Here is a 24,520-nt window from a genome sequence, read left to right as displayed (position 1 = left end):
TATTTCTCATCCTATTACAAACCTTTTTTAAGTCCACAGACCCAGGCGGTTCATAAAAGAACAAATGAAAAGTTTTTGCCGAGAGAAGAACCCTTCTCCAACAAAAACAGATCGTACTCACTGTTTTAAGACTGCTACCATTGCTGCACCGACTTCGATGCCGCAGGCCTCTCCGAGTGCTCTCATTGTAGGCACATACGTAATATCTACACCGTGCTTATCGCACAGGGTCACGATTTTGGAAGTCAAACGCTGGTCGCAATCTTCAGCCACATAAACTTCTGCAGCCTGACCGGTTTCAACGGCCTTCATTGTTTGTTTGGTGCCAATCTTAACATGAGCATCCTGTAATCCTTTATCATTAGACATGGATATTCCTCCAAAAGAACAGGGATAAAGCTACTACTCACGCACCTTTGCTATATTAGCATCTGCATTAAATGATGTCAAGCATATTATCAAGGTAAAAAAGAAATTCAGGGAGAGAAATTCGCCCAGTTGTTAAGCCGTGCAAACTCCCTGCCTCCCTATCATTCTTCTTTATTCTACGTTAGCGGTCTCCATTGCCTGGTTCTCGCCGTTCACATCATCCTGACCCTCGAACTTCACGCTGCGGTAGCGGTTCATACCCGTACCTGCAGGGATCAGTTTACCGATGATAACATTCTCTTTCAGTCCGAGCAGCTGATCGACTTTACCTTTAATGGCTGCGTCAGTCAACACGCGCGTTGTCTCCTGGAAGGAGGCTGCGGAAAGGAATGAATCCGTCTCAAGGGAAGCTTTTGTAATACCGAGCAGAACCGGTTTAGCCACTGCTGGCTCTTTGCCTGACAGAATTGCTTCTTTGTTGGCAGTTTCATACTCGTGCATGTCCACGAAGGAGCCTGGCAGCAGATTTGTATCTCCTGCATCAACGATGCGGATCTTACGCAGCATCTGACGAATCATAACTTCGACGTGTTTATCGTTGATTTCTACACCTTGGTTCCGATATACGCGCTGAACTTCCTGAAGAATATAGTTCTGCACGCCGCGGATACCCTTGATGCGGAGCATTTCTTTAGGGTCGATCGAACCATCCGTCAATTCATCCCCGGCTTCGATGTGCTTGCCTTCGCTTACGCGCAGACGGGAGCCATACGTAACGGAATATGTTTTCGTTTCCGCTTCACCTTGGATTTCAATTTCACGGCGGTCTTTCGTTTCACGGATCTCTTTAACGACACCGTCAATCTCACTGATCGTTGCTTGACCTTTAGGATTACGGGCCTCAAAGAGCTCTTGGATACGTGGCAAACCTTGGGTGATGTCATCACCCGCAACGCCCCCGGTATGGAACGTACGCATGGTGAGCTGTGTTCCTGGTTCACCGATCGATTGAGCAGCGATAATACCAACCGCTTCACCGATTTCGACAAACTTACCTGTTGCCAGGTTACGTCCGTAACACTTCTTGCAGACGCCATAACGCGCGCGGCAGCTGAGAATGGAACGGATTTGCAGCTTCTCGACACCAGCTTTAACGATTTCGTCAGCTTTATCAGAGTCGATCAATTCATTACGGTTGACGATAACCTTTTTAGTTTCCGGATGACGGACAGTCTCAAAAGCATAGCGTCCTTCAATACGGTCGTAGAGATCCTCGATAACTTCCTTACCGTCTTGAATCCGGCTAACTGTGAAGCCTTTATCCGTGCTGCACTCATCTTCGCGTACGATGACATCCTGTGCCACGTCAACGAGACGACGAGTCAAGTAACCGGAGTCAGCGGTACGAAGAGCCGTATCGGCAAGACCTTTACGGGCACCGTGAGTAGACAAGAAGTACTCGAGTACGGTCAGACCTTCACGGAAGTTCGATTTGATTGGCATCTCGATAATCCGTCCTGACGGGTTGGCCATCAGACCACGCATACCGCCAAGCTGAGTAATCTGAGATTTGTTACCCCGCGCTTTAGAGTCAACCATGAGCATGATGGAGTTGAAGCGATCCATCGATTTCATGAGCACCTCAGTAAGATCGTCCTTCGCTTTGGACCAAATATCGATAACACGGTCATAGCGCTCTTCATTCGTAATCAATCCACGGCGATACTGGTTCATTACGACGCTAACCTTCCCATCGGACTCTTTGAGAATTTCGGTCTTCTCAGGCGGAACGATAACGTCGGACACCGCAACGGTAACACCCGAACGCGTGGAATATGTGAATCCAAGTTGCTTGATTTTATCGAGAATAATAGATGTCTCAGTTGTGTGATAAGTCTCAAAACAACGTGCAATGATTTGACCCAGGTATTCTTTACCTACAGCACCGCTGATCGGAAGACTTTGAATAACTTCCTGGATATTCGCACCTTTTTCATATACAAAGTATTTCTCAGGTGTACCTTGGAACAGGTTCACACGAGTCGCTTCGTTAATGTAAGGGAAGCTGGCCGGGAAGATTTCATTAAAGATAATCCGTCCCACCGTGGTAACAAGCATCGCTTTTTGCTGAGCTTCCGTAAAGACGGTCTTACCCAGAGCTTTAACCGGAATAGCTACGCGTGCATGCAGACCTGCTGCTCCACGCTGATATGCGGACACAGCCTCGTTCACACTACCCAGGATCATGCCTGTTCCTTTTTCTTCCTTGTTGTCCATTGTCAGATAGAAGGAACCAAGAACCATATCCTGTGAAGGTGTAACGACAGGCTTACCGTCTTTAGGGTTCAAAATGTTTCCGGATGCAAGCATCAGGAGACGTGCTTCCGCTTGTGCTTCCGCAGACAACGGAACGTGAACAGCCATTTGGTCACCGTCAAAGTCAGCGTTGTAAGCTGTACATACGAGCGGGTGAAGACGGATCGCGTGACCTTCTACCAGAATCGGTTCAAACGCCTGAATACCGAGTCTATGAAGGGTAGGGGCACGGTTCAGAAGTACTGGATGTTCTTTGATTACCTCTTCGAGCACATCCCAAACTTCTGGACTTACGCGTTCCACTTTACGTTTGGCACTCTTGATATTATGAGCCAGGCCTTTATTGACCAACTCTTTCATTACAAAAGGCTTGAACAGTTCCAGCGCCATTTTCTTAGGCAATCCGCACTGGTACATCTTCAGATAAGGTCCTACAACGATAACGGAACGACCGGAATAGTCAACCCGTTTACCGAGCAGGTTCTGACGGAAACGTCCTTGTTTACCTTTCAGCATGTGGCTGAGGGATTTCAGAGGACGGTTACCCGGTCCTGTAACTGGACGACCACGACGACCGTTATCAATCAGTGCGTCAACGGCTTCTTGAAGCATCCGTTTTTCGTTCTGAACGATAATATCAGGTGCACCAAGATCAAGCAGTCTTTTCAGACGGTTATTCCGGTTGATTACACGACGGTACAGATCATTCAAGTCGGAAGTCGCAAAGCGTCCGCCGTCCAACTGAACCATCGGGCGCAGTTCTGGAGGAATGACAGGCAATACGTCCAACACCATCCACCCCGGCTTGTTGCCGGAGTTTCGGAACGCCTCAATAACTTCAAGACGCTTGATCGCACGGTTGCGACGTTGACCTTGTGCAGTACGCAGTTCTTCTTTCAGGAATTCGAGTTCTTTCTCCACATCCAGATCTTGAAGAAGCTTCTTCACAGCTTCTGCACCCATGCCAGCTTGGAATCCATAACCGTATTTCTCACGATAGCTGCGGTATTCCTTCTCAGACAACAGCTGTTTCTTCTCAAGCGGCGTATCTCCTGGATCCGTCACGACATAAGATGCAAAATAGATGATCTCTTCCAGAGATCTTGGAGACATATCCAAAGCCAGACCCATACGGCTTGGAATACCTTTGAAATACCAGATGTGGGATACAGGAGCAGCCAGTTCAATGTGACCCATACGTTCACGACGGACTTTAGCGCGGGTAACTTCAACGCCGCAACGGTCGCAGACTACGCCTTTATAACGGACGCGTTTGTACTTGCCGCAATGGCACTCCCAGTCTTTTTGCGGACCAAAAATACGTTCGCAGAAAAGACCTTCCTTCTCAGGCTTCAATGTACGGTAGTTAATTGTTTCCGGCTTCTTTACTTCTCCGCGAGACCAAGAACGAATCTTCTCCGGGGAAGCGAGACCGATTTTCATATACTCAAAATTGTTAACGTCCAACAAGGAGCAACCCTCCTCAACTTAGTCCTAATTATGTGCTCCGATCATAACACCACCGCCGGCTGTTAACCGGCGGGGTGAAGATTGACCGTTATTCCACTCCGACTTCAGTGCCTTCCAAGTTAAGGCTCAATTTATCGCCTGCCGCTTCGTCTTCATCATCGAGTTCTCTCATCTCGATTTCTTCCTCGTTCTCGCTAAGGATTTTGACGTCCATACCGAGAGACTGAAGTTCCTTAATCAATACCTTGAACGATTCTGGAACACCCGGTTCCGGAATGTTCTCGCCCTTGACGATGGATTCGTAGGTTTTCACCCGGCCGACCACGTCATCAGACTTAACGGTAAGAATTTCTTGCAGTGTATATGCGGCGCCGTATGCTTCAAGCGCCCACACTTCCATCTCACCGAAACGCTGTCCACCGAACTGTGCTTTACCACCGAGCGGCTGTTGCGTAACGAGAGAGTATGGTCCTGTAGAACGAGCGTGAATTTTATCATCAACCATGTGCGCCAGCTTGATCATGTGCATAACACCAACAGTAACTTCGCGCTCGAAGCGCTCGCCTGTACGGCCATCATACAAAACGGTCTTACCATTACGCTGCATGCCTGCTTCTTCCATTGTATCAAACACGTCATACTCGCTTGCTCCATCAAATACTGGCGTAGCCACGTGAATACCGAGCTGCAGAGCAGCCATACCCAAGTGAACCTCCAATACCTGACCGATGTTCATACGTGAAGGTACACCAAGCGGGTTAAGAACAACCTGTACAGGTGTGCCATCAGGCAGGAACGGCATGTCTTCCTCAGGCAAAATACGGGCAACGACACCTTTGTTACCGTGACGTCCGGCCATTTTGTCACCTTCGGAGATTTTACGTTTCTGAGCGATGTACACGCGAACCAGTTGGTTTACGCCCGGCGGCAATTCGTCACCGTTCTCACGAGTAAACACCTTCACATCAACGATAATACCATCACTACCGTGAGGGACGCGCAGCGAGGTGTCACGCACTTCGCGAGCCTTCTCACCAAAGATTGCATGGAGGAGACGCTCTTCAGCCGTCAGTTCTGTTACACCCTTAGGCGTTACTTTACCGACCAGGATGTCACCTGCGCTGATCTCAGCACCGATACGGATAATACCGCGCTCGTCAAGATTCTTCAGCGCTTCTTCACCGACATTCGGAATATCACGTGTGATTTCTTCAGGTCCGAGCTTCGTATCACGAGCTTCAGACTCATACTCCTCGATATGAATCGAAGTGTACACATCTTCTTTTACGAGCTTCTCAGAAAGAAGAATCGCATCCTCGTAGTTGTAACCTTCCCAGGTCATGAAAGCTACGACAACGTTGCGTCCAAGTGCCAATTCGCCCATCTCAGTCGAAGGACCATCCGCAAGGATATCCCCCTTCTTGATTACATCGCCACGTTGGACGATTGGACGCTGGTTAATACAGGTACCTTGGTTCGAACGCATAAATTTGTGTAATTTATGCTTAACGATATCGCCTTTGACTTCTTGTCCGTCCACAGTTTCAACGCGGCGGAGCCAGATTTCATTAGCAGTAGAGCGCTCAATAATTCCGTCATATTTGGATACAATACATACACCGGAATCTTTCGCAGATTTATGTTCCATTCCTGTTCCGACGAGCGGAGCTTTCGGAATAAGAAGCGGAACAGCTTGACGTTGCATGTTAGATCCCATGAGGGCACGGTTCGAGTCATCGTTCTCAAGGAACGGAATCAGCGCCGTAGCGACGGACACAACCTGTTTAGGTGATACGTCCATGTAATCTACGCGATCGTTAGGCATTGGCAAAATGTTATCGGACTGTTTGTTATAACGAACGATTACCATGTCGTCTGCAAACTTGCTGTCCTCTGTCAATTCCGCGTTCGCCTGAGCTACAACGTAGTTATCTTCCTCATCAGCAGTCAGATAATCGATCTGCTCGGTTACCTGACCGGTCTTCGGATCAACCCAGCGATAAGGCGCCTCGATAAAGCCATATTCATTAATGCGGGCAAATGTCGACAGGGAGTTGATCAAACCGATGTTCGGTCCTTCCGGGGTCTCGATCGGACACATACGGCCATAGTGACTGTGGTGAACGTCTCGAACTTCAAAGCCCGCACGTTCCCGTGTCAAACCACCAGGTCCGAGTGCGGAAAGACGACGTTTATGCGTCAGTTCAGCAAGCGGGTTCGTCTGGTCCATAAACTGGGACAACTGTGAACTACCGAAGAACTCTTTAATCGATGCAATAACTGGGCGAATGTTGATCAGAGCCTGCGGTGTAATAACACTCGCATCCTGAATCGACATTCTTTCACGAACAACACGCTCCATACGGGACAGACCGATACGGAACTGGTTCTGCAGAAGTTCACCCACGGAACGCAGACGACGGTTACCAAGGTGGTCAATGTCATCCGTGTTGCCGATACCGTGCAGCAAATCCATAAAATAGCTGATGGACGAAATAATGTCCGCCTGCGTAATATTCTTCACCGATTTATCGATGTTACCATTGGCGATAATCTTAACGACTTTACCGTCCTCGATCGGGGAGAACACATCAATCGTCTGAAGAGTAATATCCTCACTATCCTGAACGCCGCCCGCAACATGATATGTTTTGTAGCCGACACTCTTCTCTAGGTGAGGCATAATCTCGTCCAAAAGACGGCGATCTACGGTTTGACCAGCTTCAGCAATGATCTCACCAGTTTCCACGTCAACCAGACTCTCAGCCAAACGCTGATTGAAGAGACGGTTCTTAATATGAAGCTTCTTGTTGATCTTATAACGACCAACGTTCGCCAGATCATAGCGCTTTGGATCAAAGAAACGCGCTACCAAGAGGCTCTTTGCATTGTCCAACGTCGGAGGCTCGCCTGGACGAAGGCGTTCATAGATCTCAATAAGCGCCTTTTCCGTCGAATCCGTGTTGTCTTTATCCAGGGTATTACGAATATACTCGTCATCACCCAGCAGTTCTAAAATCTCTGCGTCTGTACCGAAACCGAGCGCACGAAGCAGTACGGTTACCGGTATTTTACGGGTACGGTCGATCCGTACATATACAATATCCTTAGCGTCCGTCTCCAGCTCCAGCCATGCGCCGCGATTCGGAATAACGGTCGCAGTGTATGTTTTCTTACCGTTTTTATCAACTTTAGTGCTGAAATAGACGCTGGGAGAGCGAACCAACTGGCTGACAATGACCCGTTCGGCACCATTAATGATAAATGTTCCGGTTTCCGTCATTAACGGAAAGTCTCCCATGAACACTTCTTGCTCCTTGACCTCTCCAGTCTCTTTGTTGATGAGCCGGACTTTAACACGGAGCGGCGCCGCATAAGTTACGTCGCGTTCTTTCGCGTCATCGACGGTGTATTTCGGTTCTCCAAGGCTGTAGTCGATAAACTCCAGCACCAAGTTTCCTGTGAAATCCTGAATCGGCGAGATGTCTTGGAACATTTCGCGCAACCCTTCCTCCAAAAACCATTCATAAGATTTTTGTTGGATTTCAATCAGGTTCGGAACTTCGAGTACCTCAGTAATACGTGCATAACTTCGCCGAGTGCGTCGACCATATTGAACAAGATGTCCTGCCAACTTAAACTCACCCCTCATGTCTACTCACTTTTAAAAATTCATTGCGAACCTCTGTTTGTAACACTATAATGGAACGTACAGAGGAAACTCCCATAAATAGAGAAAAGCCCTTATCGAATATCTTTCGAAAAAAGAGCAGCTTATCCATGGTTATGATAATCCTCTCATATCCAGTAGATTTGCCCAAAATGTACATATTATACGTCAATATGACTGACTTTATGCAATGATACCCACATCAAGTCTTGACATTTCAGCAAACTAAAGACAAGGAGACCATCCTAATACTGACATTTTATAATAATACCACAGCCAGAAATCCGAGTCAATAGCCTATTTGCCAATTCAGGATGTAGTCTTTACCGCTTTGAATATCCGGTAGCCCTTGTCCTTCGTTACTTCCTCCACTTGAGAAAACAGGCTTTCCAGTTTGGCTTTGGCCGATGGGGAGCCTTGTTTTTTTTGAATGACCACCCACAACTGCCCCTGATCCTTTAGATGTTCAAAGGCTTGCTCAAAAATTTTGTGTACCGTTTCCTTACCTGCCCGTATAGGCGGGTTAGTTAGAACGATATCAAATTCCTTGCCCTCTACTGCTGTGAACAGATCACTCTCCATTATAGTGACATTACCAATTCCATTGAGCCTCGCATTTTCCTTGGCCAATTCTATGGCGCGGCTGTTGATATCTATCATGGTGACATGGCCTTCCTTTGCAATCTTCGCTGCAGAAAGCCCGATTGGCCCATAGCCGCATCCGACATCAAGCACATGGGACCCACTTGGAATATCCAGTGCTTCAATCAGCACCTTACTCCCATAGTCCACTCCGCTCTTAGAAAAAACACCCGCATCACTAATAAACTTGAATTTGCTGCCACGCAGTACCGTTTCCAGTTCCCGCCTGTTATGCTCGGTTACTGGCTGGTTCGTATAATAATGCTGATTCGGCATGCCAACCTCCGTATCACAAAATCGTTTGCCGTGAATACGGCACCAAACCTTAAAAACTCTCTTACTCTAGTATAGCCTTTTTCTGAAAAAAACAATCTATTACAATAACAAACCCCTTGAACTAATATTCAAGGGGTTTGACTCATGCTGCAGTATAGAAGGAATTACTTCACTTCTACGGATGCGCCTGCTTCTTCCAATTTAGCTTTAACAGCTTCTGCATCTTCTTTGCTTACTTTTTCTTTAATTGGTTTTGGTGCGTTGTCAACCAGTTCTTTCGCTTCTTTCAAGCCGAGGCCTGTAATTTCGCGAACAACTTTGATAACGTTGATTTTGGACGCGCCTGCACCAGTCAGGATTACGTCGAATTCAGATTGCTCAGCTTCAGCAGCTGCGCCAGCGCCTGCACCTGCAACAGCTACTGGAGCTGCAGCAGTTACGCCGAATTCTTCTTCGATTGCTTTAACGAGATCGTTCAGTTCCAGAACGGACATGCCTTTGATTGCTTCCAAGATTTGCTCTTTGCTCATTTGAGTTGAACCTCCATTTTATATTTAGGATTTAATTGTTTATACAGCTTGTTGAATAAGGTGCTTACGCGCCTTGTTCTTCTTTGTCAGCCACGGCTTTAACCGCAAGCGCGAAGTTGCGCATTGGGGCTTGAAGCACGCTGAGGAGCATGGACAAGAGACCTTCGCGGGACGGAAGTTCCGCCAGCGCTTTGATTTCGTCCACTCCGATGACACGGCCTTCTACTACCGCGCCTTTCAGTTCCAAAGCGTCGTTTTTCTTAGCGAAATCGTTCAAGATTTTCGCTGGAGCCACAACATCCTCAGTACCGAAAGCAACAGCCGTCGGACCTGTCAACGCTTCATCCAGCTCAGTCAGCTCTGCAGCTGCTGTCGCACGGCGAAGCAGGGAGTTTTTCAATACTTGAAATTCGATACCAGCTTCACGAAGCTGCTTACGCAGTTCTGTTACTTGGGTAACGTTCAATCCACGATAGTCAACTACAACTGTTGTCACACTTTCGCGCAACTTAGCAGTTACTACGTCAACCGCGTCTTGTTTAGCTTGAATCACTTTTGCGTTTGCCAATGTCTACACCTCCTGATTGTATGGTTAGCTGGGACCATGACGGCCACCATCCTACGGGCACTAAAAAAGCCTCCGTAGAATCACGAAGGCCTGATGAAGCATCATTATGCCGGTCTCCCGAACAAACTGCTGACGTTCTATCATAACACCTCGGCAGGAAATTAAGCCAGCTAACGGCACCTACTGTCTACGGTAAGCATATTCAACTTTAATGGTCAGTCACAAGGACTCACAACTGTTACATAATATCAAACCAAGACAAGTAAGTCAATGGTAAATATTATTTGAAAGAAGCTGTGTTCACGCGAGCGCTAGGTCCCATAGTCGAAGATACAGCGATGTTCTTCAGGTATACACCTTTAGCAGCAGCTGGCTTCGCGCGGTTCAATGCATCCACAAGAGACTTGAGGTTTTCATTGAGTTTATCCGCATCAAAGGATACTTTGCCGATTGGAGCGTGAATTTGACCTGCTTTGTCCAGACGGTACTCGATTTTACCGGCTTTAATTTCTTGAACAGCCTTAGCAACATCGAATGTAACCGTGCCGGCTTTAGGGTTAGGCATCAGGCCTTTACCACCGAGCAGACGGCCCAATTTACCGACTTCACTCATCATATCAGGTGTAGCTACGCAGACGTCGAATTCGAACCAGCCCTGTTGAATTTTGTTAATCATATCTTGATCGCCAACAAAATCCGCGCCAGCCGCTTCGGCTTCCTTCGCTTTTTCACCTTTTGCAAATACCAGAACGCGTTGCGTTTTACCCGTACCGTGAGGTAGGACTACAACGCCACGAACAGCCTGGTCTTGTTTACGAGGGTCTACACCCAAACGCACAGCCACTTCAACAGTTTCGTCGAATTTGGCAGTTGCTGCCTTCTTCACCAGTTCAACGGCTTCCGAAGGCTCATAAGTTGCTTCGCTGTCAATCAGCTTAGCAGCTTCAAGGTATTTCTTACCATGTTTAGCCATGATTATTTTCCTCCTTTGTGGTGTTAGCGGAATTTCCTCCCACATATTCCGGATCTAATCCGGTAGCATCGAAAGAGTATTAGTCTTCGATTGTGATACCCATACTACGGGCAGTACCTTCAACCATCAACATTGCAGCTTCAACAGTTGCAGCGTTCAGGTCAGGCATTTTTTGTTCTGCGATTTGACGAACCGCATCACGTTTAACCGTTGCAACTTTGTTCTTGTTTGGTTCGCCGGATCCTTTTTCGATCTTGGCAGCCACACGAAGCAGAACAGCAGCCGGTGGAGTTTTGGTGATAAATGTAAAGGAACGATCCTCAAATACCGAAATTTCAACCGGAATGATCAAGCCAGCTTGATCAGCAGTACGAGCGTTGAATTCTTTACAGAATGCCATGATGTTGACACCTGCTTGACCCAATGCTGGACCTACCGGAGGAGCCGGGTTCGCTTTACCTGCAGGAATTTGCAGTTTTACCACCTTGATAATTTTCTTCGCCATGTAAGACACCTCCTTGCATCAATAGTGGTATCGGACGCTTTACGCCCTCCCACAAGAAACCTGAAGTATTTATAACTTCTCCACTTGAGTATAATCCAACTCCAGTGGGGTTTCCCGTCCAAACATGTTGACGTGAACCTTAAGCTTACTCTTTTCAGCCAAAATCTCTTCCACGGAGCCCACGAAATTCGCAAAAGGACCAACCTTGATACGAACAGATTCCTTGATGTCGAATTCAATCTTCGGTTTCGGTTCTTCCATGCCCATATGCTTCAGAATCTGTTCAACTTCTTCTGGAAGCAAAGGCGTCGGTTTAGAACCGGAGCCTGTCGAACCGACAAAGCCCGTAACCCCCGGTGTATTGCGGACAACATACCAAGAATCATCGGTTTGAATCATTTCGACCAAGACATATCCCGGGTAAACTTTACGCATGACGGTCTTTTTCTTACCGTCCTTGTTTACGATTTCTTCTTCCATAGGAACAAGAACGCGGAATATTTTGTCCTCCATGCCCATGGACTCGACACGTTTTTCCAAATTGGCTTTGACTTTATTCTCATACCCAGAATAGGTATGAACCACATACCATCTTTTTTCCATATCAAGCCACCTGGGACCCTTCTAAATTATCGCTTCGATCACAGCGGAAATACCGATGTCTAAAACCCAAAAATAAATTGTGACAAACACAACGGTGCCGATAACAATGAGTGAATAGTTCGTCAGTTCTTTACGATTGGGCCAGCGAACTTTTTTAAGTTCCGCCCAGCTTTCAGAGAAAAAGGAAAACAGAGACTTGAAACTACGTTTCACGCCGACTACACCTCCAAAAAACTATCTGGTTTCGCGATGAGGAGTTTGCTCGTTACAGAACTTGCAAAATTTCTTCATCTCCATGCGGTCGGGGTGATTTCGCTTGTTCTTTGTGGTTGTGTAGTTTCTTTGTTTGCAGCTTGTACAAGCCAAAGTGATAATTACCCGCATGATTTGCACCTCCCGAAGACGTCCTTCTTCACCAGAAGAACCGATATTGATCCTAGTAGAAAGATCGGTTTGTCCTGTAACAGACAATCGAAATTCCTGCGAGATGAACAAAACCGTTGTTCCAATGCTGTAACAACGTTCCATTCATAAAACACGCGAATTTAGGCCTACCTAAAACACTTTATCACATGGTTGGCGCCTTTTCAAGCCTTTTTCTCTCTGAATGCATGGGCTGCATTTACTTACCATTATGGTCATACTTCCAACAACTGAAACACCAGGATTTCGAAATGAAGTAAAAAAAGGCTCAAACTGAGCCTTTCACACATTGTTCATTCTTCTAATTATCCCGAACCTCCAGATAGCGTTCAAGCTTGCGCTTTACCCGCTGGAGGGCATTATCAATAGATTTAACATGACGTCTCAAATCTACTGCGATCTCTTGATAGGAACGGCCATCTAAATATAGCATCAGCACTTTCCGCTCTAGATCACTCAGTATTTCAGACATTTTATCTTCCAAACCAATAAACTCTTCCTGGTTAATCACCAGTTCTTCTGGATCGGATACCGCCGTACCGCATATAACATCCAACAGTGTACGGTCTGAATCCTCATCATAAATCGGCTTATCCAGAGAAACATAGGAATTCAGTGGAATGTGCTTCTGTCTCGTCGCGGTCTTGATTGCCGTAATGATCTGCCGCGTGATGCACAGTTCAGCGAAAGCCTTGAACGAAGAAAGCTTGTCCCCTTTAAAATCACGAATTGCCTTATAAAGGCCAATCATGCCTTCCTGGACAATATCCTCACGGTCCGCGCCAATTAGAAAATAAGAACGAGCTTTGGCACGTACAAAGTTCCGGTACTTATTGATCAAATATTCAAGCGCCCCGCTGTCACCTTGACGGACCGCCTCGACAATGTCTTCATCACTTATCAAATCATACCCTGACATCATGACTTCCTTGAGGTTGACACTCAATAGAATCCCTCCGGCCCGGAACGCACGGTACCCCGTCACTCGCTTGAAATATATGACAAGTATATATGATGTCCATAAGACCGTCAACCACGTCATCCCTAAATTAGAACGATAATAACATAAATGTAAAGACTTTCATGATTTGATCTACCAGATTTCAATTATTCGCGGCGCCATCGCTCAAACATTTTTCGCACATCCTCAGACAGTTGGCCATCTAGCGTGTTTCTCGTCGATTTAGCCTGGTCCTCTTTAATTTTGAGTTTCACTTCCCGTTCACTTTGCTCCAACTGATTGAGCAGTTCACGGGCTGAAATCCGGAGAGCACCGAGAGCAAAAATAATGTGCTGCTCCATCAGGTCGCTTGTAGCGACATAAATTTTACGCCGACGGTGACTGAAATCTACAACAAGACGTTCAATACATTCATCGGCAGTTTCTTTTTCCTTGGTGAAGTACACTTGCACCTTACCCTGAGTAAAAGATTTGCCCAGCCCCGGTACACGGTAAGCGTCAAAAACAGCAATGACACGAAGGCCCGAGAAGGCCTGGTAGTCCGCCAGTTTCTCCAGAAGAGCATCCCGAGCCTCCTGCATACCGATATTTGCGAGTTGTGCAAGGAAAGGCCATCCGCCGATCATGTTATAACCATCGACCAGCAGCACATCCCGCCAATCGGCCATCCGCTCTAACCTTGAAGACGGCGACGGCGTAGTACTTCATACATGACGACACCGGCAGCCACCGATGCATTCAGCGAGTTGATCTGGCCTGCCATTGGCAGCTTGACAAGGACGTCACACTTCTCACGGATGAGCCTGCCCATTCCTTTACTCTCATTGCCGATTACGATTGCAACCGGACCATTAAACACCTCAGTATCATAGATCTCTTCAACCGCATCTACGACCGTTCCGACAACCCATACTCCCATTTCTTTCAGCTGCTCTATCGTTTGAGCGAGATTCGTAACTCTTGCCACCGGGACATACTCAACAGCGCCAGCTGAAGTCTTGGAGACGGTAGCCGTAATCTGAGCAGAACGCCGCTTTGGCAGGATAACACCATGAGCACCTGTGCAATCAGCCGTTCTTAGAATGGACCCAAGGTTATGTGGATCCTCAATTTCATCGAGAATCAACAGGAATGGGGCCTGTCCCTTATCTTCGGCAATTTTCAAAAGATCATCAACTTCCACATACGCATAGGGAGCGGCCTGAGCAACAACGCCTTGGTGCTGTACACCCGGCACCATTTGATCCAGTTTGCGTTTATCGACATTTTGAATAACAATACCCAGCTTTCTGGCTTCAGCGATAATCGGCATCGTCAAATGCTTCTGCGCATTTTCGGCTAACCAGATCTTGTTGATCGTGCGCCCTGAGCGGAGCGCCTCGGTTACGGAGTGCTTACCCGCAATGATTTCTTCTTCCTGCATAACTTTCTTCCTCCTGCATACCTGTCCGGACCTTAATACTTAAAGCCGGCGGTTAAATTTATTTACGTTTATGCTTTTTTCTGCTATTCAGCGGGATTAACCATATACTCGATGGCTTGCCCGATTAATTCCCGAAGACGGTCATGGTGTTCTGCATAATAAAGATAACCTACCAGGCATTCAAAAGCCGTGGCATGCCGATACTCCAGAACGTCGGCATTCTTCGGAATACTGCCTGATTTGGCATTCCGCCCCTGCCGTACAATATTCCGCTCATCCTCCGTCAGTAAAGGATCAAGAAAAGACAAAATCCGACTCTGTGCTTTGGCGGACACAAGGTTTGTAGCTGTACGGTGCAAATGATGTGGCCGGAGATTCGGCAGGGAAATCAAATACTGGCGTACCGCAACTTCATAAATGGCATCTCCGATATAGGCGAGCACGATGGGTGGAATAAGACGGACGGGCTTGGAAGGAGGAAAAGGAAACCATCCCCCCTCCAGTCCCTTATTGTCAACGCCGCTCATTTGCGCCGCCAGCGCATGCCCTGCGCCGTATCCTCAAGCACAATGCCTCCCGCAGCCAATATATCACGGATTTCATCAGCACGTGCCCAGTCTTTGTTGCTGCGGGCTGCGGATCTTTCCTCGATCAACCGCTCAATATCTTCATCAAGCAGTTCATCTGCAGATGAGTCCACAATGCGTAATACTCCGTTCATTTCTTCAAAAGCATCCAGAACCGTCTGAAGATCCTCTGCCGGTACGGAGGCCTGCTGCAGAAGATGGTTCGCCTCAGTTGCCCATTGGAACATGGCTGTGATGGCATCCGGGGTATTGAAATCATCCTGCATCTTATTATGGAATTCGGCAAGAATCTCTGTCATTTTTCGAGCAACTTCGACTCCTGTTTTTCCTTCTGTCGAACCGACTGCATTCTTTAGACGATGCCTTACGTTTCCAACCGCGTTCGCAATCCGGTCTATGCCGTTCTGCGCTTGGTCCATGACTTCATCGCTATAGTTCGATGGATTACGGTAATGCGTCGAGAGCATGAAGTACCGAATAGCTTCTTTAGTATATTGCTCACGTAAATCCTTCACTAATACTCCGTTACCAAGGGATTTGGACATTTTTTCATTGTTGATCCGTATATAACCGTTGTGCATCCAGTAATTCGCAAGGGGCTTCCCTGTTACTGCCTCCGACTGAGCCACCTCGCACTCATGGTGAGGGAATTGCAGGTCCTGACCTCCGCCGTGAATATCCAGCGTATCACCCAGATAACGACGTGCCATTGCCGAGCATTCAATATGCCAGCCCGGACGCCCGTCTCCCCATGGGCTTTCCCAGAAAATCTCTCCAGGTTTAGCCGCTTTCCAAAGGACAAAATCCTCAGGGCTTTCCTTCCGCTCATCCACTTCAATCCGGATACCAAACTGAAGCTCATCAATTTTTTGCTGGGACAGCTTGCCGTAATCGTCAAACTTGCGCGTTCGGTAGAAGACATCTCCACCGTTCTCATAAGCGAAATCTCTTTCGATCAATTCACGAATGAAATCAATAATGCTGTCCATATTGTCGGTTACACGCGGATTTAGCGACGCCCGGGGAATGCCGAGTCCGTCCAAATCCTCAAAGTAGGCAGAAATGAAAGTGTCCGCAACCTCCGGCACAGTTGTTCCGGTCTGCTCCGCTTTACGGATCATTTTGTCATCCACATCAGTAAAGTTGACTACATAGTTGACTTGATTGCCCTGCTGCTCTAAATACGAGCGCACCACATCAAAAAAGATCATTGGACGTGCATTTCCTATATGGATGTAGCCGTATACGGTTGGCCCGCACACGTACACGCTTACCTTACCCGGCTCTTGGGCCTTAAACGTCTCCTTCATACGGGTTAACGTATTATAAATTTGAAGTGCCATTCGATGGTCACGATCCTTTCGTCTTATCGCTTTTGTAAATCCTTATGCAAGAAGGCTTCTAAATGACCCGCCTCTGGTGTCTGCCGCTTCCCCTCTCTCAATGTTGCCAGTTCCTCACGCATATCGTCTATTTCTTTCTGCATGTCGCGCAGCATATCAACAATCGGGTCCGGAAGTTTGGTATGATCAAGCCGGTCGCGGATCCGCTCACCGTTCCGCTTCACAATTTTACCCGGGTTGCCAACTACGGTGCTGTTCGGAGGAACTTCACGTAATACAACCGCATTGGAGCCGATGTTGCAGTTCTCACCAATAGTGAAAGATCCAAGAACTTTAGCACCCGACCCAATCACCACGTTGCTCCCAATCGTCGGGTGACGCTTCCCCTTCTCTTTCCCTGTACCACCGAGTGTCACACCCTGATAAATGACAACGTCATCACCAATTTCACACGTTTCCCCGATCACCACGCCCATCCCGTGGTCGATGAACAGCCTCTTTCCAATTCGGGCTCCTGGGTGAATTTCGATGCCGGTCATGAACCGACTGAATTGTGAAATGATACGAGCCAGAGAGTACCAGCGCCGTTTGAACAGAGCATGGGCAATTCGGTGTAACCACAAAGCGTGGAGACCCGAATAAGTAAACACCACTTCAAAAAGCCCCCTGGCAGCCGGATCATTCTCGAACACGGTCCTTATATCCGACTTTATCTGCTTGAACATGAGCGATCCTCCTCCCCCAGTTATACCCACAACATAGATCGATTCAAGTGTTCTAACAAAAAAACGCCCCTGCAGCTTTCGCTGCAGAGGCGTCAGACACGCGGTTCCACTCTGCTTGAACCGGCAGTATTCCTCTCAAATCCTGAGACGGAAAGCCCGGTTCCACTTTAAGTCTTTAACGGTGACGGCCGGTATGATCTAACGGTACGATCCGCTTCAACCCATACAGCTCACAGGCGCATTTCCGCTTCCGGCAACAGGATAACTTTCAGCCTGGAAGAATCAAGTTGCCCCGTCTTCTTCCGGTTATCCTCTCTGGATGATGCCATTCCTTACGCGTACTTCTCCTGATCTCAGCTTTTCGATTTGTACTTTCTTATATATTACCCAAAAGACAGAGCGCTGACAAGAAGATATACATCCATGTTCAGGTAAACTTAGGCTCCCTTAATCTGGGCACGCAAACGGTCAAGCACCTTGTCTTTCCCAAGCAGCCATATGGTCTGATTCAGATCACGGCCGTGCGTCTGTCCCGTAAGAGCCACACGGATCGGCATAAAGAGCTGCTTGCCTTTAAAACCAGTTTCCTTTTGTACTTCCTTAATCAAGGCTGCGATTTTAGCCGCTGTAAACTCCTCGGACTGTTCCAGCTTCACAAGAAAAGCAGATAGCACAGCTGGAACCTGCTCTTCAGCAAGGATCGAATTGCCTTCCTGATCCAGCTCCACATGGGTACGGAAAAACACTTCAGACAGATCAACAATCTCGGAAGCCGAGGTCATCTGCTCCTGATAAAGGGCTACAAGCGCCCGAGCCCACGCTTCTTGCTCCGACGTCAAATCTGCGGGCAGGCGAGAAGCGCGCTGCAGATGTGGGATCGCCAGGTCGGCAATCCGGTTGGGGTCGGATTGTTTGATGTAGGAATTGTTCAAATAAGCCAGTTTGTTCGTATCGAATACCGCAGGGCTCTTCGAAAGACGGTTCGCATCAAAGATATCAATCAGCTGCTCTTTCGAGAAGATTTCTTCCTCTCCTTCCGGAGACCAGCCCAGCAAAGCGATAAAATTGAATAAAGCTTCCGGCAGATAACCGAGCTGGTCATACTGCTCAATAAACTGAATGATCGACTCATCCCGCTTGCTCAGCTTCTTATGATTCTCACCTACGATCAGCGTCATATGACCGAAACGTGGTGGCTCCATACCGAGCGCTTCATAAATCATGAGCTGGCGAGGCGTATTGGAGATATGATCCTCTCCCCGCAGCACATGGGTAATCTTCATCAGATTATCGTCGATAGCAACCGCAAAGTTGTACGTCGGGATACCGTCTTTTTTCACAATGACAAAGTCACCAGTCTCTTTCGTGTTGAAAGAAATCGTACCTTTGACCATATCATCAAATGTATATACTTTATCTTCCGGAACACGGAAGCGAATACTCGCAACCCGTCCTTCCGCTTCAAACGCGCGGCACTGTTCGTCCGTCAAATCACGGTGTTTGCCTGAATAACGAGGGGTTTCCCCGCGTGCAGTCTGTTCCTCCCGCTCCTTCTCCAACTCTTCCTCGGTGCAGTAGCAACGGTAAGCAAGCCCACGGTCCAGCAGATCCTGCCAAAACTTGCGGTAAATGTCCAGTCGTTCCGTCTGACGATAAGGGCCGTACTCGCCCCCAGCATCGATGCTCTCATCCCAATCCATACCCAGCCATTTCAAATATTTAAGCTGGCTTTCCTCTCCGCCGGCCACGTTACGTTTCACGTCTGTATCCTCGATGCGGATTATAAACTTACCATTGTGCTTGCGTGCGTATAAATAATTAAATAATGCCGTTCTGGCATTGCCGATATGTAAATGTCCCGTTGGACTCGGTGCATAGCGCACACGGACTTCTTCGGTCATTTCTAACCCCTCCGTTCGCTTCTTTCAAAGATTCTTTCAAGATGATAGCATACCTTGAACAAGGCACACAATAGATTGCGCGGCGATCCCTTCGCCCCGTCCTGTAAAGCCAAGCTGCTCTGTCGTTGTTGCCTTAACGTTAACCTGCGCTTCATCCGCTTCAAGCGCCTTGGCGATCACTTTTGTCATCTCCGGTATATACGGCGCCATCTTCGGCTTCTGCGCAATAATGGTACTATCCACATTTCCGAGACGATAGCCTTTTTCCTTCGCCATTTCCCATACTCGTTCCAATAGTTTCAGACTGTCAGCGTCTTTGAAAGCCGGGTCATTATCCGGAAAGTGACGCCCAATATCGCCAAGTCCTAAAGCACCCAGAACGGCATCCGTGATTGCATGCAGCAGCACGTCAGCATCAGAATGCCCTACCAAACCTTTTTCATATGGAATGGTCACGCCACCAATAATGCACGGTCTCCCTTCCACGAGCTGATGCACATCAAATCCCTGACCTACTCGAATCATCTACATCTCCCCCTTGTTTTTCTCCAAGTAGAAACGGCTTTGCCGTCCTTTAAAGACTGCGGCCGTTTCTGCGAGAAATATAAGAAAGTAAAGTCCAAACCTATTCTTTCTTATATTTTAAAAAAGCAGCGTACTCCAAATCTTCCGGCGTTGTAATCTTGATGTTCGTATATTTCCCTTCCGCCACAGCAACCGGCAAGCCTGATTTCTCCAACAGCATCGCATCATCTGTTCCGGAAAAACCGCTTCGCTGAGCCGACTCATGTGCAGCCAGCAGGTCAGAAAGACGAAAAGCCTGTGGGGTCTGAACAGCCCACAGACTATGACGTTCAGGCGTTGCTGTAATCAGCCCCTGTACGTTCACTTGTTTGATCGTATCCTTCACGGGTACACCAAGAACAGCAGCACCTTCGCGAAGAGCCGTTTCGCGGCAAGAATGAATCTCATCGTGGGTAACAAACGGTCTAACGCCGTCATGTATCATTACCCATTCTGTATTCAGTTGCTTGATCCCTTGGTAAACCGATTCCTGCCGCTCACTGCCACCCGAGATAACAGCCGACACCTTGTCCAGCCCGTATTCCTTCACCCACGCCTCACAGCGGGCAACATCATCCAAGCCCGTAACGAGCACGATCTCCTGCAGCCATGGCAGTTGGTTGAATATGTCCATTGTATGCACCACGATCGGTCTACCGCCAATTTGCAAAAACTGCTTGCTCTCACGGGTTCCCATTCGCGAACCTTTACCCGCTGCCACGATGACAGCACCGAAGCTCGTATTCATGCCAAAACCCCTGTCTTTACCCGGCTCCTGGTGACATTCTCCCATGCCGGGAACGGATATGTACAGTACACACTCCATCATACCCCGTTTACTGGGCTTTTTCCAACAGTTTCGGTTTCGCAAAGATCATCCGTCCAGCGGATGTCTGCAGTACGCTGGTCACCAGCACTTCCATCATCGAACCGATATATTCGCGTCCGCCTTCTACAACGATCATCGTTCCATCATCCAGATAAGCTACGCCCTGACCATGCTCCTTGCCATCCTTAATGATCTGTACCAAAATTTCCTCTCCAGGCAGCACGACAGGCTTAACCGCATTGGCCAGATCATTAATGTTAAGAACCGATACACCTTGTAGTTCGCATACTTTATTCAGATTGAAATCATTCGTAACAACTTTACCCTGAAGCACTTTAGCCAGTTTAACCAGCTTGCTGTCCACCTCGGATATTTCCTCGAAATCTCCTTCATAGATGAGAACCTTCACATCCAGCTCTTTCTGGATTTTATTCAGAATATCCAGGCCCCGCCGGCCGCGGTTACGTTTTAGTAAGTCTGAAGAATCCGCGATGTGTTGTAGTTCCTCAAGTACAAATTCCGGTATGACGATCGTTCCCTCAATAAATCCTGTTTTGCAAATATCAGCGATTCTGCCGTCAATGATCACACTGGTATCCAAAATCTTATGTTCCTCGATTCGCCGTCCTTCAGGCTCAGCAGATTGACTCCATCTTCCTGACATCCAGAGTGAAGCAAGCTCCTCCTTTTTCTCCAAACCAATCCGCATGCCGACATATCCCCCGAGCATGGTAATGCCCACCTGTAGCAGACGTCCCCCTTGACCAAGCCAGGTAAGACTTGGAGATAACAACAGCGACAAAAGTAAACCACCGAGCAGACCCGCGGTACCAGCAGCAAGATCATTCATTGGTATCCGAGAAAAGGATGCAATCATCGACTGAATTCTGCCATCGAACCGATCTGCAACAAGTACTCCAATCATCCCAAATAGCAGTCCTCCGAGCAGTGCAAATACACCACTTCCTCCGGCGAATAGTCCTTGACTGAAGACCAAGGAAAATTCAGGGAACGACCGTTCCACCATATGATATAACGTATACCCGCACCATGCTCCGCACAGTACCGAAAATGCTAAGATAGCTTTTTTTAACATGAGTTCGGCGCACCTCCTTTTTCATGATTCATTGTATATTTTCCAGTATGGTCCAATTTTCCGAGCTATAATCGTACTTAACGTGTTTTTTCTCAAATTATAGCCAATGAGAATAAATTTTTATGGTTTAGAAATAAAGGGAACCTTTCCGGCAGAGGCTGTGTTAAGCTGTAAACATAAGGGAAATCGAACCATTCCTTCCTCTCTGTGTGTTGAAATTAGTTGAAATCCCCTGAACGGCTGGAATATAATGAACACAATTCAATTCATAATATCGATATCGAGGTGGATGATTATAATGAGTGCTCCTAGTTTACAGGCTTTTCAGGACCAAGTTTCGGAATTGTTGCTCCGTCACCGCAGTCTTTTGGATGTGCTGTCCAAGAATGGTCAAAGCAATGCGTCTGTCAATCGTGCTGTTACCAAAGCGATTACTGAATGCGGTTGCATCGAACTTCACGCCACGAAGCAAACCTTCGATATGGGTGCTGATCTCGAACAGTCCAAAGAACTCGCGGGTACTCACGTTGACGGCCATCTGTGCGAAAATTGCCGGGAAGCCATTAGTTCCGAACTCGGCCGTAACCTGTTCTACATGTCCGCTATGGCCAATTTATTGGGCATCCAGTTGGATGAAGTTGTCGTTAAGGAATCCCAAAAGTGCTCAACACTCGGTTTGTTTAACCTGTCGTAGGATTCACTTCTGGTTCTACCCTATAAAAAATAAAAAAGCATTTATATCGCTGCCACAGGACAGTGAAATAAATGCTTTTTATTATGCAATCTTATAAAAGAGCGGCCTATTCATCGGGCCGCTCTTATTTCGAACTGAAACGGCTCAGCCCTAAATGGTGCAGCTGTTTCACAGGGTTGTCTATTAACGGTCTGAGGAATGATAAGCCTCATCAGAATTTCGGTCTTCTTGACGTTTCTTACGGCTCAGCTTGCGAAAATTTTGTTTCAAACCATATCCCGCATAAAGCAACAACGGCACGAAGATCAGCTTGGAGGTCTGTTCTGGAAAAAATACAGCTACCAGTACTGCAGCGATGATCACTAAAGGAGTAAACTTGATCGCTTTTTTTGGCAAGCCAATTTTTTTAAAGTTCGGATACTTGACACTACTGATCATGAGATAAGAAAGCAATAACATGGCAATGATCATATAAGGTGCTGTTATCTCTTCATGAAACAGAGCAAGAGTAGCCAATACTCCACCCGCTGCCGGAATCGGCAAACCGATGAAATATCCCGGGATACCGGGACGAACGTTAAAACGAGCCAGGCGAAGTGCACCGCACATCGGGAAAATGGCTGTAACCGTCCACGCAAAAGCGTCGTTGATACCTGTAAGAGCAACGGTGTACATAATGAGCGCAGGTGCCACGCCGAATGAGATCACATCGGACAAAGAGTCCAGTTCCTTACCGAACTCACTCTGCGCATTCAGCGCGCGTGCAACGCGACCATCCAATCCGTCGAGAAGCATGGCAATGATTATCATAATAGCGGCCATACTTGTATTTCCTGTAGTCGCCAAGATAATGCCAATCATTCCGAGAAACAGGTTACCTAAAGTAAACATGTTCGGAATTGACTTCATCATTTGTATATTCACCTCGTTAAATTTTACATCACATTCATCGATTGTATGAGTTTTACATTTGTCTGTCAATAAATACTTGTTCTTGCAGTCTTTTTAAGCCGTCCTTAATTGTACGCGCACGTACCTCGCCGATCCCGTCCACCTCATCCAGTTCATCAATGGTAGCAGACATAATGCTCGGTAAATCTTCAAACCGATCCACCAGATTACGGATAATTACATTAGGCAGACGAGGGATCTTGTTCAGGATGCGGTAACCGCGCGGCAGAATTTCCTCCTCAGAGGACGCTGCAGCGGACGGATATCCAAGAATTCGAACGATGTGATGCATATCCAGAAGCTCATCATCCGTTAGACGTTTCAGCGACATGATAATTTCTCGGATTTTGTCCTCGCTGTATTCACGGGCGTAATCGGCGTATAGCAGCCAAGCCTCTTCCTCAATATTGCTGACCAGCTCATCCATTTGCATACTGATCAGACGTCCTTCGTTGCCCAGTTCATTGATATAACGCTTGATTTCCTTCTTGATACGAAGTACCATTTCAACCCTTTGGACTACATTCACAACCTCATGGATCGTAACCAGCTCTTCGAATTCAGAAGCCGAAAGATTCGTTAAGGACTGGTTTAACACCACCCTGTATCTTTCCAACGTTTGAATGGCCTGATTAGCCTTTGTCAAAATGACACCGATTTCCTTCAGCGCATAACGTATCGACCCTTGATACAACGTGATGATGTTTCTCCGCTGGGAAATGGAAACCACCAACTTACCGGTCTGTTTCGCTACCCGCTCCGCCGTCCGGTGACGAATTCCCGTTTCTGAAGAGGATATCGAGGAGTCCGGAATAAGCTGAGTATTCGCATATAAGATCCGTTTAAGATCTTCACTCAAAATAATGGCCCCATCCATCTTCGCCAGTTCATACAAATAGTTAGGCGAGAAATCACAATTGATGGAAAAACCGCCATCGACGACCTCCATTACCTCCGGACTGTAGCCGACGACGAGCAGCGCGCCGGTCTTTGCCCTTAGCACATTCTCAAGCCCGTCGCGGAACGCTGTTCCTGGCGCCACCAGCTTCAGCAGATCATTCATTTTGTCCAGTTGGCTCGTTTCTTTCACCTTAGTATGCC

At 47.5% G+C, this 24,520-nt stretch carries 24 protein-coding genes and 1 other annotated feature; of the genes, 1 reads left to right on the top strand and 23 read right to left on the bottom strand.

Features of this window, described 5'->3' with window-relative positions; translation table 11 throughout:
* Positions 1 to 117: 117 nt before the first annotated feature.
* The 21 genes from AC2TF5_RS02710 to AC2TF5_RS02610 all read right to left on the bottom strand — a co-directional run bounded on the left by AC2TF5_RS02710 (position 118) and on the right by AC2TF5_RS02610 (position 21,774).
* Positions 118 to 369, bottom strand: a complete 252-nt coding sequence (locus AC2TF5_RS02710) for a ribosomal L7Ae/L30e/S12e/Gadd45 family protein (protein ID WP_491300788.1) — start codon at positions 367 to 369, stop codon at positions 118 to 120.
* Between the two features lie 171 nt (positions 370 to 540).
* Positions 541 to 4,155, bottom strand: a complete 3,615-nt coding sequence (gene rpoC, locus AC2TF5_RS02705) for a DNA-directed RNA polymerase subunit beta' (RefSeq protein ID WP_491300787.1) — start codon at positions 4,153 to 4,155, stop codon at positions 541 to 543.
* Positions 4,156 to 4,243: 88 nt separating this feature from the next.
* Complete coding sequence (gene rpoB, locus AC2TF5_RS02700; RefSeq protein ID WP_491300786.1) at positions 4,244 to 7,789, bottom strand: DNA-directed RNA polymerase subunit beta; 3,546 nt, start codon at positions 7,787 to 7,789, stop codon at positions 4,244 to 4,246.
* A gap of 345 nt (positions 7,790 to 8,134) precedes the next feature.
* Positions 8,135 to 8,743: a class I SAM-dependent methyltransferase gene (locus AC2TF5_RS02695; protein WP_241930890.1), complete on the bottom strand. Its 609-nt coding sequence runs from the start codon at positions 8,741 to 8,743 to the stop codon at positions 8,135 to 8,137.
* 164 nt (positions 8,744 to 8,907) lie between these two features.
* The gene (gene rplL / locus AC2TF5_RS02690) at positions 8,908 to 9,273 is read right to left on the bottom strand and encodes a 50S ribosomal protein L7/L12 (RefSeq protein ID WP_241930891.1); all 366 of its coding nucleotides are present in this window, start codon (positions 9,271 to 9,273) and stop codon (positions 8,908 to 8,910) included.
* 64 nt (positions 9,274 to 9,337) lie between these two features.
* The gene (rplJ, locus tag AC2TF5_RS02685; protein WP_491300785.1) at positions 9,338 to 9,841 is read right to left on the bottom strand and encodes a 50S ribosomal protein L10; all 504 of its coding nucleotides are present in this window, start codon (positions 9,839 to 9,841) and stop codon (positions 9,338 to 9,340) included.
* Between the two features lie 53 nt (positions 9,842 to 9,894).
* Positions 9,895 to 10,052, bottom strand: a sequence feature (ribosomal protein L10 leader region).
* A 69-nt stretch (positions 10,053 to 10,121) separates the two neighbouring features.
* Positions 10,122 to 10,814, bottom strand: coding sequence for a 50S ribosomal protein L1 (gene rplA / locus AC2TF5_RS02680; protein WP_241930893.1), 693 nt, complete (start codon positions 10,812 to 10,814; stop codon positions 10,122 to 10,124).
* Between the two features lie 79 nt (positions 10,815 to 10,893).
* Positions 10,894 to 11,319 carry a 50S ribosomal protein L11 gene (gene rplK / locus AC2TF5_RS02675; RefSeq protein ID WP_491300784.1) on the bottom strand — a complete coding sequence of 142 codons (426 nt, stop codon included), beginning with the start codon at positions 11,317 to 11,319 and terminating at the stop codon, positions 10,894 to 10,896.
* A 69-nt stretch (positions 11,320 to 11,388) separates the two neighbouring features.
* Positions 11,389 to 11,922 carry a transcription termination/antitermination protein NusG gene (gene nusG, locus AC2TF5_RS02670; RefSeq protein WP_208917592.1) on the bottom strand — a complete coding sequence of 178 codons (534 nt, stop codon included), beginning with the start codon at positions 11,920 to 11,922 and terminating at the stop codon, positions 11,389 to 11,391.
* 21 nt (positions 11,923 to 11,943) lie between these two features.
* Positions 11,944 to 12,135 (bottom strand): preprotein translocase subunit SecE, encoded by a 192-nt coding sequence (secE, locus tag AC2TF5_RS02665; protein ID WP_208917591.1) that lies wholly within the window; start codon positions 12,133 to 12,135, stop codon positions 11,944 to 11,946.
* A 21-nt stretch (positions 12,136 to 12,156) separates the two neighbouring features.
* A complete protein-coding gene (rpmG, locus tag AC2TF5_RS02660) occupies positions 12,157 to 12,306 on the bottom strand; it encodes a 50S ribosomal protein L33 (RefSeq protein WP_006212941.1) in 150 nt (49 codons plus the stop codon).
* A gap of 340 nt (positions 12,307 to 12,646) precedes the next feature.
* A complete protein-coding gene (sigH, locus tag AC2TF5_RS02655; RefSeq protein WP_491300783.1) occupies positions 12,647 to 13,291 on the bottom strand; it encodes an RNA polymerase sporulation sigma factor SigH in 645 nt (214 codons plus the stop codon).
* Between the two features lie 161 nt (positions 13,292 to 13,452).
* Entirely contained in the window at positions 13,453 to 13,974 is a 522-nt protein-coding gene (locus AC2TF5_RS02650; protein WP_491300782.1) for an NYN domain-containing protein, read from the bottom strand.
* Positions 13,975 to 13,979: 5 nt separating this feature from the next.
* Positions 13,980 to 14,729 carry a 23S rRNA (guanosine(2251)-2'-O)-methyltransferase RlmB gene (rlmB, locus tag AC2TF5_RS02645; RefSeq protein WP_491300781.1) on the bottom strand — a complete coding sequence of 250 codons (750 nt, stop codon included), beginning with the start codon at positions 14,727 to 14,729 and terminating at the stop codon, positions 13,980 to 13,982.
* 83 nt (positions 14,730 to 14,812) lie between these two features.
* Complete coding sequence (locus AC2TF5_RS02640) at positions 14,813 to 15,256, bottom strand: Mini-ribonuclease 3 (protein ID WP_491300780.1); 444 nt, start codon at positions 15,254 to 15,256, stop codon at positions 14,813 to 14,815.
* On the bottom strand, positions 15,253 to 16,659 hold the full coding sequence (cysS, locus tag AC2TF5_RS02635) for a cysteine--tRNA ligase (protein WP_491300778.1): 1,407 nt from the start codon (positions 16,657 to 16,659) through the stop codon (positions 15,253 to 15,255). Before cysS ends, AC2TF5_RS02640 begins: the two co-directional genes overlap by 4 nt.
* 23 nt (positions 16,660 to 16,682) lie before the next feature.
* Entirely contained in the window at positions 16,683 to 17,384 is a 702-nt protein-coding gene (gene cysE, locus AC2TF5_RS02630) for a serine O-acetyltransferase (protein WP_491300776.1), read from the bottom strand.
* Positions 17,385 to 17,821: 437 nt separating this feature from the next.
* Positions 17,822 to 19,285 (bottom strand): glutamate--tRNA ligase, encoded by a 1,464-nt coding sequence (gene gltX, locus AC2TF5_RS02625; RefSeq protein WP_491300774.1) that lies wholly within the window; start codon positions 19,283 to 19,285, stop codon positions 17,822 to 17,824.
* A gap of 36 nt (positions 19,286 to 19,321) precedes the next feature.
* A complete protein-coding gene (ispF, locus tag AC2TF5_RS02620; protein ID WP_491300772.1) occupies positions 19,322 to 19,810 on the bottom strand; it encodes a 2-C-methyl-D-erythritol 2,4-cyclodiphosphate synthase in 489 nt (162 codons plus the stop codon).
* Positions 19,811 to 19,910: 100 nt separating this feature from the next.
* Positions 19,911 to 20,597, bottom strand: a complete 687-nt coding sequence (gene ispD / locus AC2TF5_RS02615) for a 2-C-methyl-D-erythritol 4-phosphate cytidylyltransferase (RefSeq protein ID WP_491300770.1) — start codon at positions 20,595 to 20,597, stop codon at positions 19,911 to 19,913.
* Positions 20,598 to 20,685: 88 nt separating this feature from the next.
* A complete protein-coding gene (locus tag AC2TF5_RS02610; protein ID WP_491300768.1) occupies positions 20,686 to 21,774 on the bottom strand; it encodes a PIN/TRAM domain-containing protein in 1,089 nt (362 codons plus the stop codon).
* 298 nt (positions 21,775 to 22,072) lie between these two features.
* Here AC2TF5_RS02610 and AC2TF5_RS02605 point away from each other — a divergent pair, with 298 nt between their 5' ends.
* Complete coding sequence (locus AC2TF5_RS02605) at positions 22,073 to 22,468, top strand: nucleoside triphosphate pyrophosphohydrolase family protein (RefSeq protein ID WP_491300766.1); 396 nt, start codon at positions 22,073 to 22,075, stop codon at positions 22,466 to 22,468.
* Positions 22,469 to 22,651: 183 nt separating this feature from the next.
* Here the strand turns inward: AC2TF5_RS02605 and pssA are convergent, their stop codons facing one another.
* Entirely contained in the window at positions 22,652 to 23,380 is a 729-nt protein-coding gene (gene pssA / locus AC2TF5_RS02600) for a CDP-diacylglycerol--serine O-phosphatidyltransferase (protein ID WP_491300764.1), read from the bottom strand.
* Positions 23,381 to 23,432: 52 nt separating this feature from the next.
* Positions 23,433 to 24,509: a DNA integrity scanning diadenylate cyclase DisA gene (disA, locus tag AC2TF5_RS02595; protein ID WP_491300762.1), complete on the bottom strand. Its 1,077-nt coding sequence runs from the start codon at positions 24,507 to 24,509 to the stop codon at positions 23,433 to 23,435.
* Positions 24,510 to 24,520 lie beyond the last annotated feature (11 nt).

Source organism: Paenibacillus sp. JNUCC 34, from assembly GCF_058269055.1.
This window is presented reverse-complemented; position numbering and strand designations above follow the sequence as displayed.

Coding starts and splice junctions, on each gene's coding strand:
- cysE (WP_491300776.1), bottom strand. CDS start 17,384: ATGTTCAAGCAGATAAAGTCGGATATAAGGACCGTGTTCGAGAATGAT.
- AC2TF5_RS02650 (WP_491300782.1), bottom strand. CDS start 13,974: ATGGCCGATTGGCGGGATGTGCTGCTGGTCGATGGTTATAACATGATC.
- rpmG (WP_006212941.1), bottom strand. CDS start 12,306: ATGCGGGTAATTATCACTTTGGCTTGTACAAGCTGCAAACAAAGAAAC.
- ispF (WP_491300772.1), bottom strand. CDS start 19,810: ATGATTCGAGTAGGTCAGGGATTTGATGTGCATCAGCTCGTGGAAGGG.
- AC2TF5_RS02610 (WP_491300768.1), bottom strand. CDS start 21,774: ATGTTAAAAAAAGCTATCTTAGCATTTTCGGTACTGTGCGGAGCATGG.
- pssA (WP_491300764.1), bottom strand. CDS start 23,380: ATGATGAAGTCAATTCCGAACATGTTTACTTTAGGTAACCTGTTTCTC.
- AC2TF5_RS02695 (WP_241930890.1), bottom strand. CDS start 8,743: ATGCCGAATCAGCATTATTATACGAACCAGCCAGTAACCGAGCATAAC.
- rplA (WP_241930893.1), bottom strand. CDS start 10,814: ATGGCTAAACATGGTAAGAAATACCTTGAAGCTGCTAAGCTGATTGAC.
- nusG (WP_208917592.1), bottom strand. CDS start 11,922: ATGGAAAAAAGATGGTATGTGGTTCATACCTATTCTGGGTATGAGAAT.
- AC2TF5_RS02605 (WP_491300766.1), top strand. CDS start 22,073: ATGAGTGCTCCTAGTTTACAGGCTTTTCAGGACCAAGTTTCGGAATTG.
- rplL (WP_241930891.1), bottom strand. CDS start 9,273: ATGAGCAAAGAGCAAATCTTGGAAGCAATCAAAGGCATGTCCGTTCTG.
- ispD (WP_491300770.1), bottom strand. CDS start 20,597: ATGAATACGAGCTTCGGTGCTGTCATCGTGGCAGCGGGTAAAGGTTCG.
- cysS (WP_491300778.1), bottom strand. CDS start 16,659: ATGGCACTTCAAATTTATAATACGTTAACCCGTATGAAGGAGACGTTT.
- AC2TF5_RS02640 (WP_491300780.1), bottom strand. CDS start 15,256: ATGAGCGGCGTTGACAATAAGGGACTGGAGGGGGGATGGTTTCCTTTT.
- rlmB (WP_491300781.1), bottom strand. CDS start 14,729: ATGCAGGAAGAAGAAATCATTGCGGGTAAGCACTCCGTAACCGAGGCG.
- AC2TF5_RS02710 (WP_491300788.1), bottom strand. CDS start 369: ATGTCTAATGATAAAGGATTACAGGATGCTCATGTTAAGATTGGCACC.
- rplK (WP_491300784.1), bottom strand. CDS start 11,319: ATGGCGAAGAAAATTATCAAGGTGGTAAAACTGCAAATTCCTGCAGGT.
- gltX (WP_491300774.1), bottom strand. CDS start 19,285: ATGACCGAAGAAGTCCGTGTGCGCTATGCACCGAGTCCAACGGGACAT.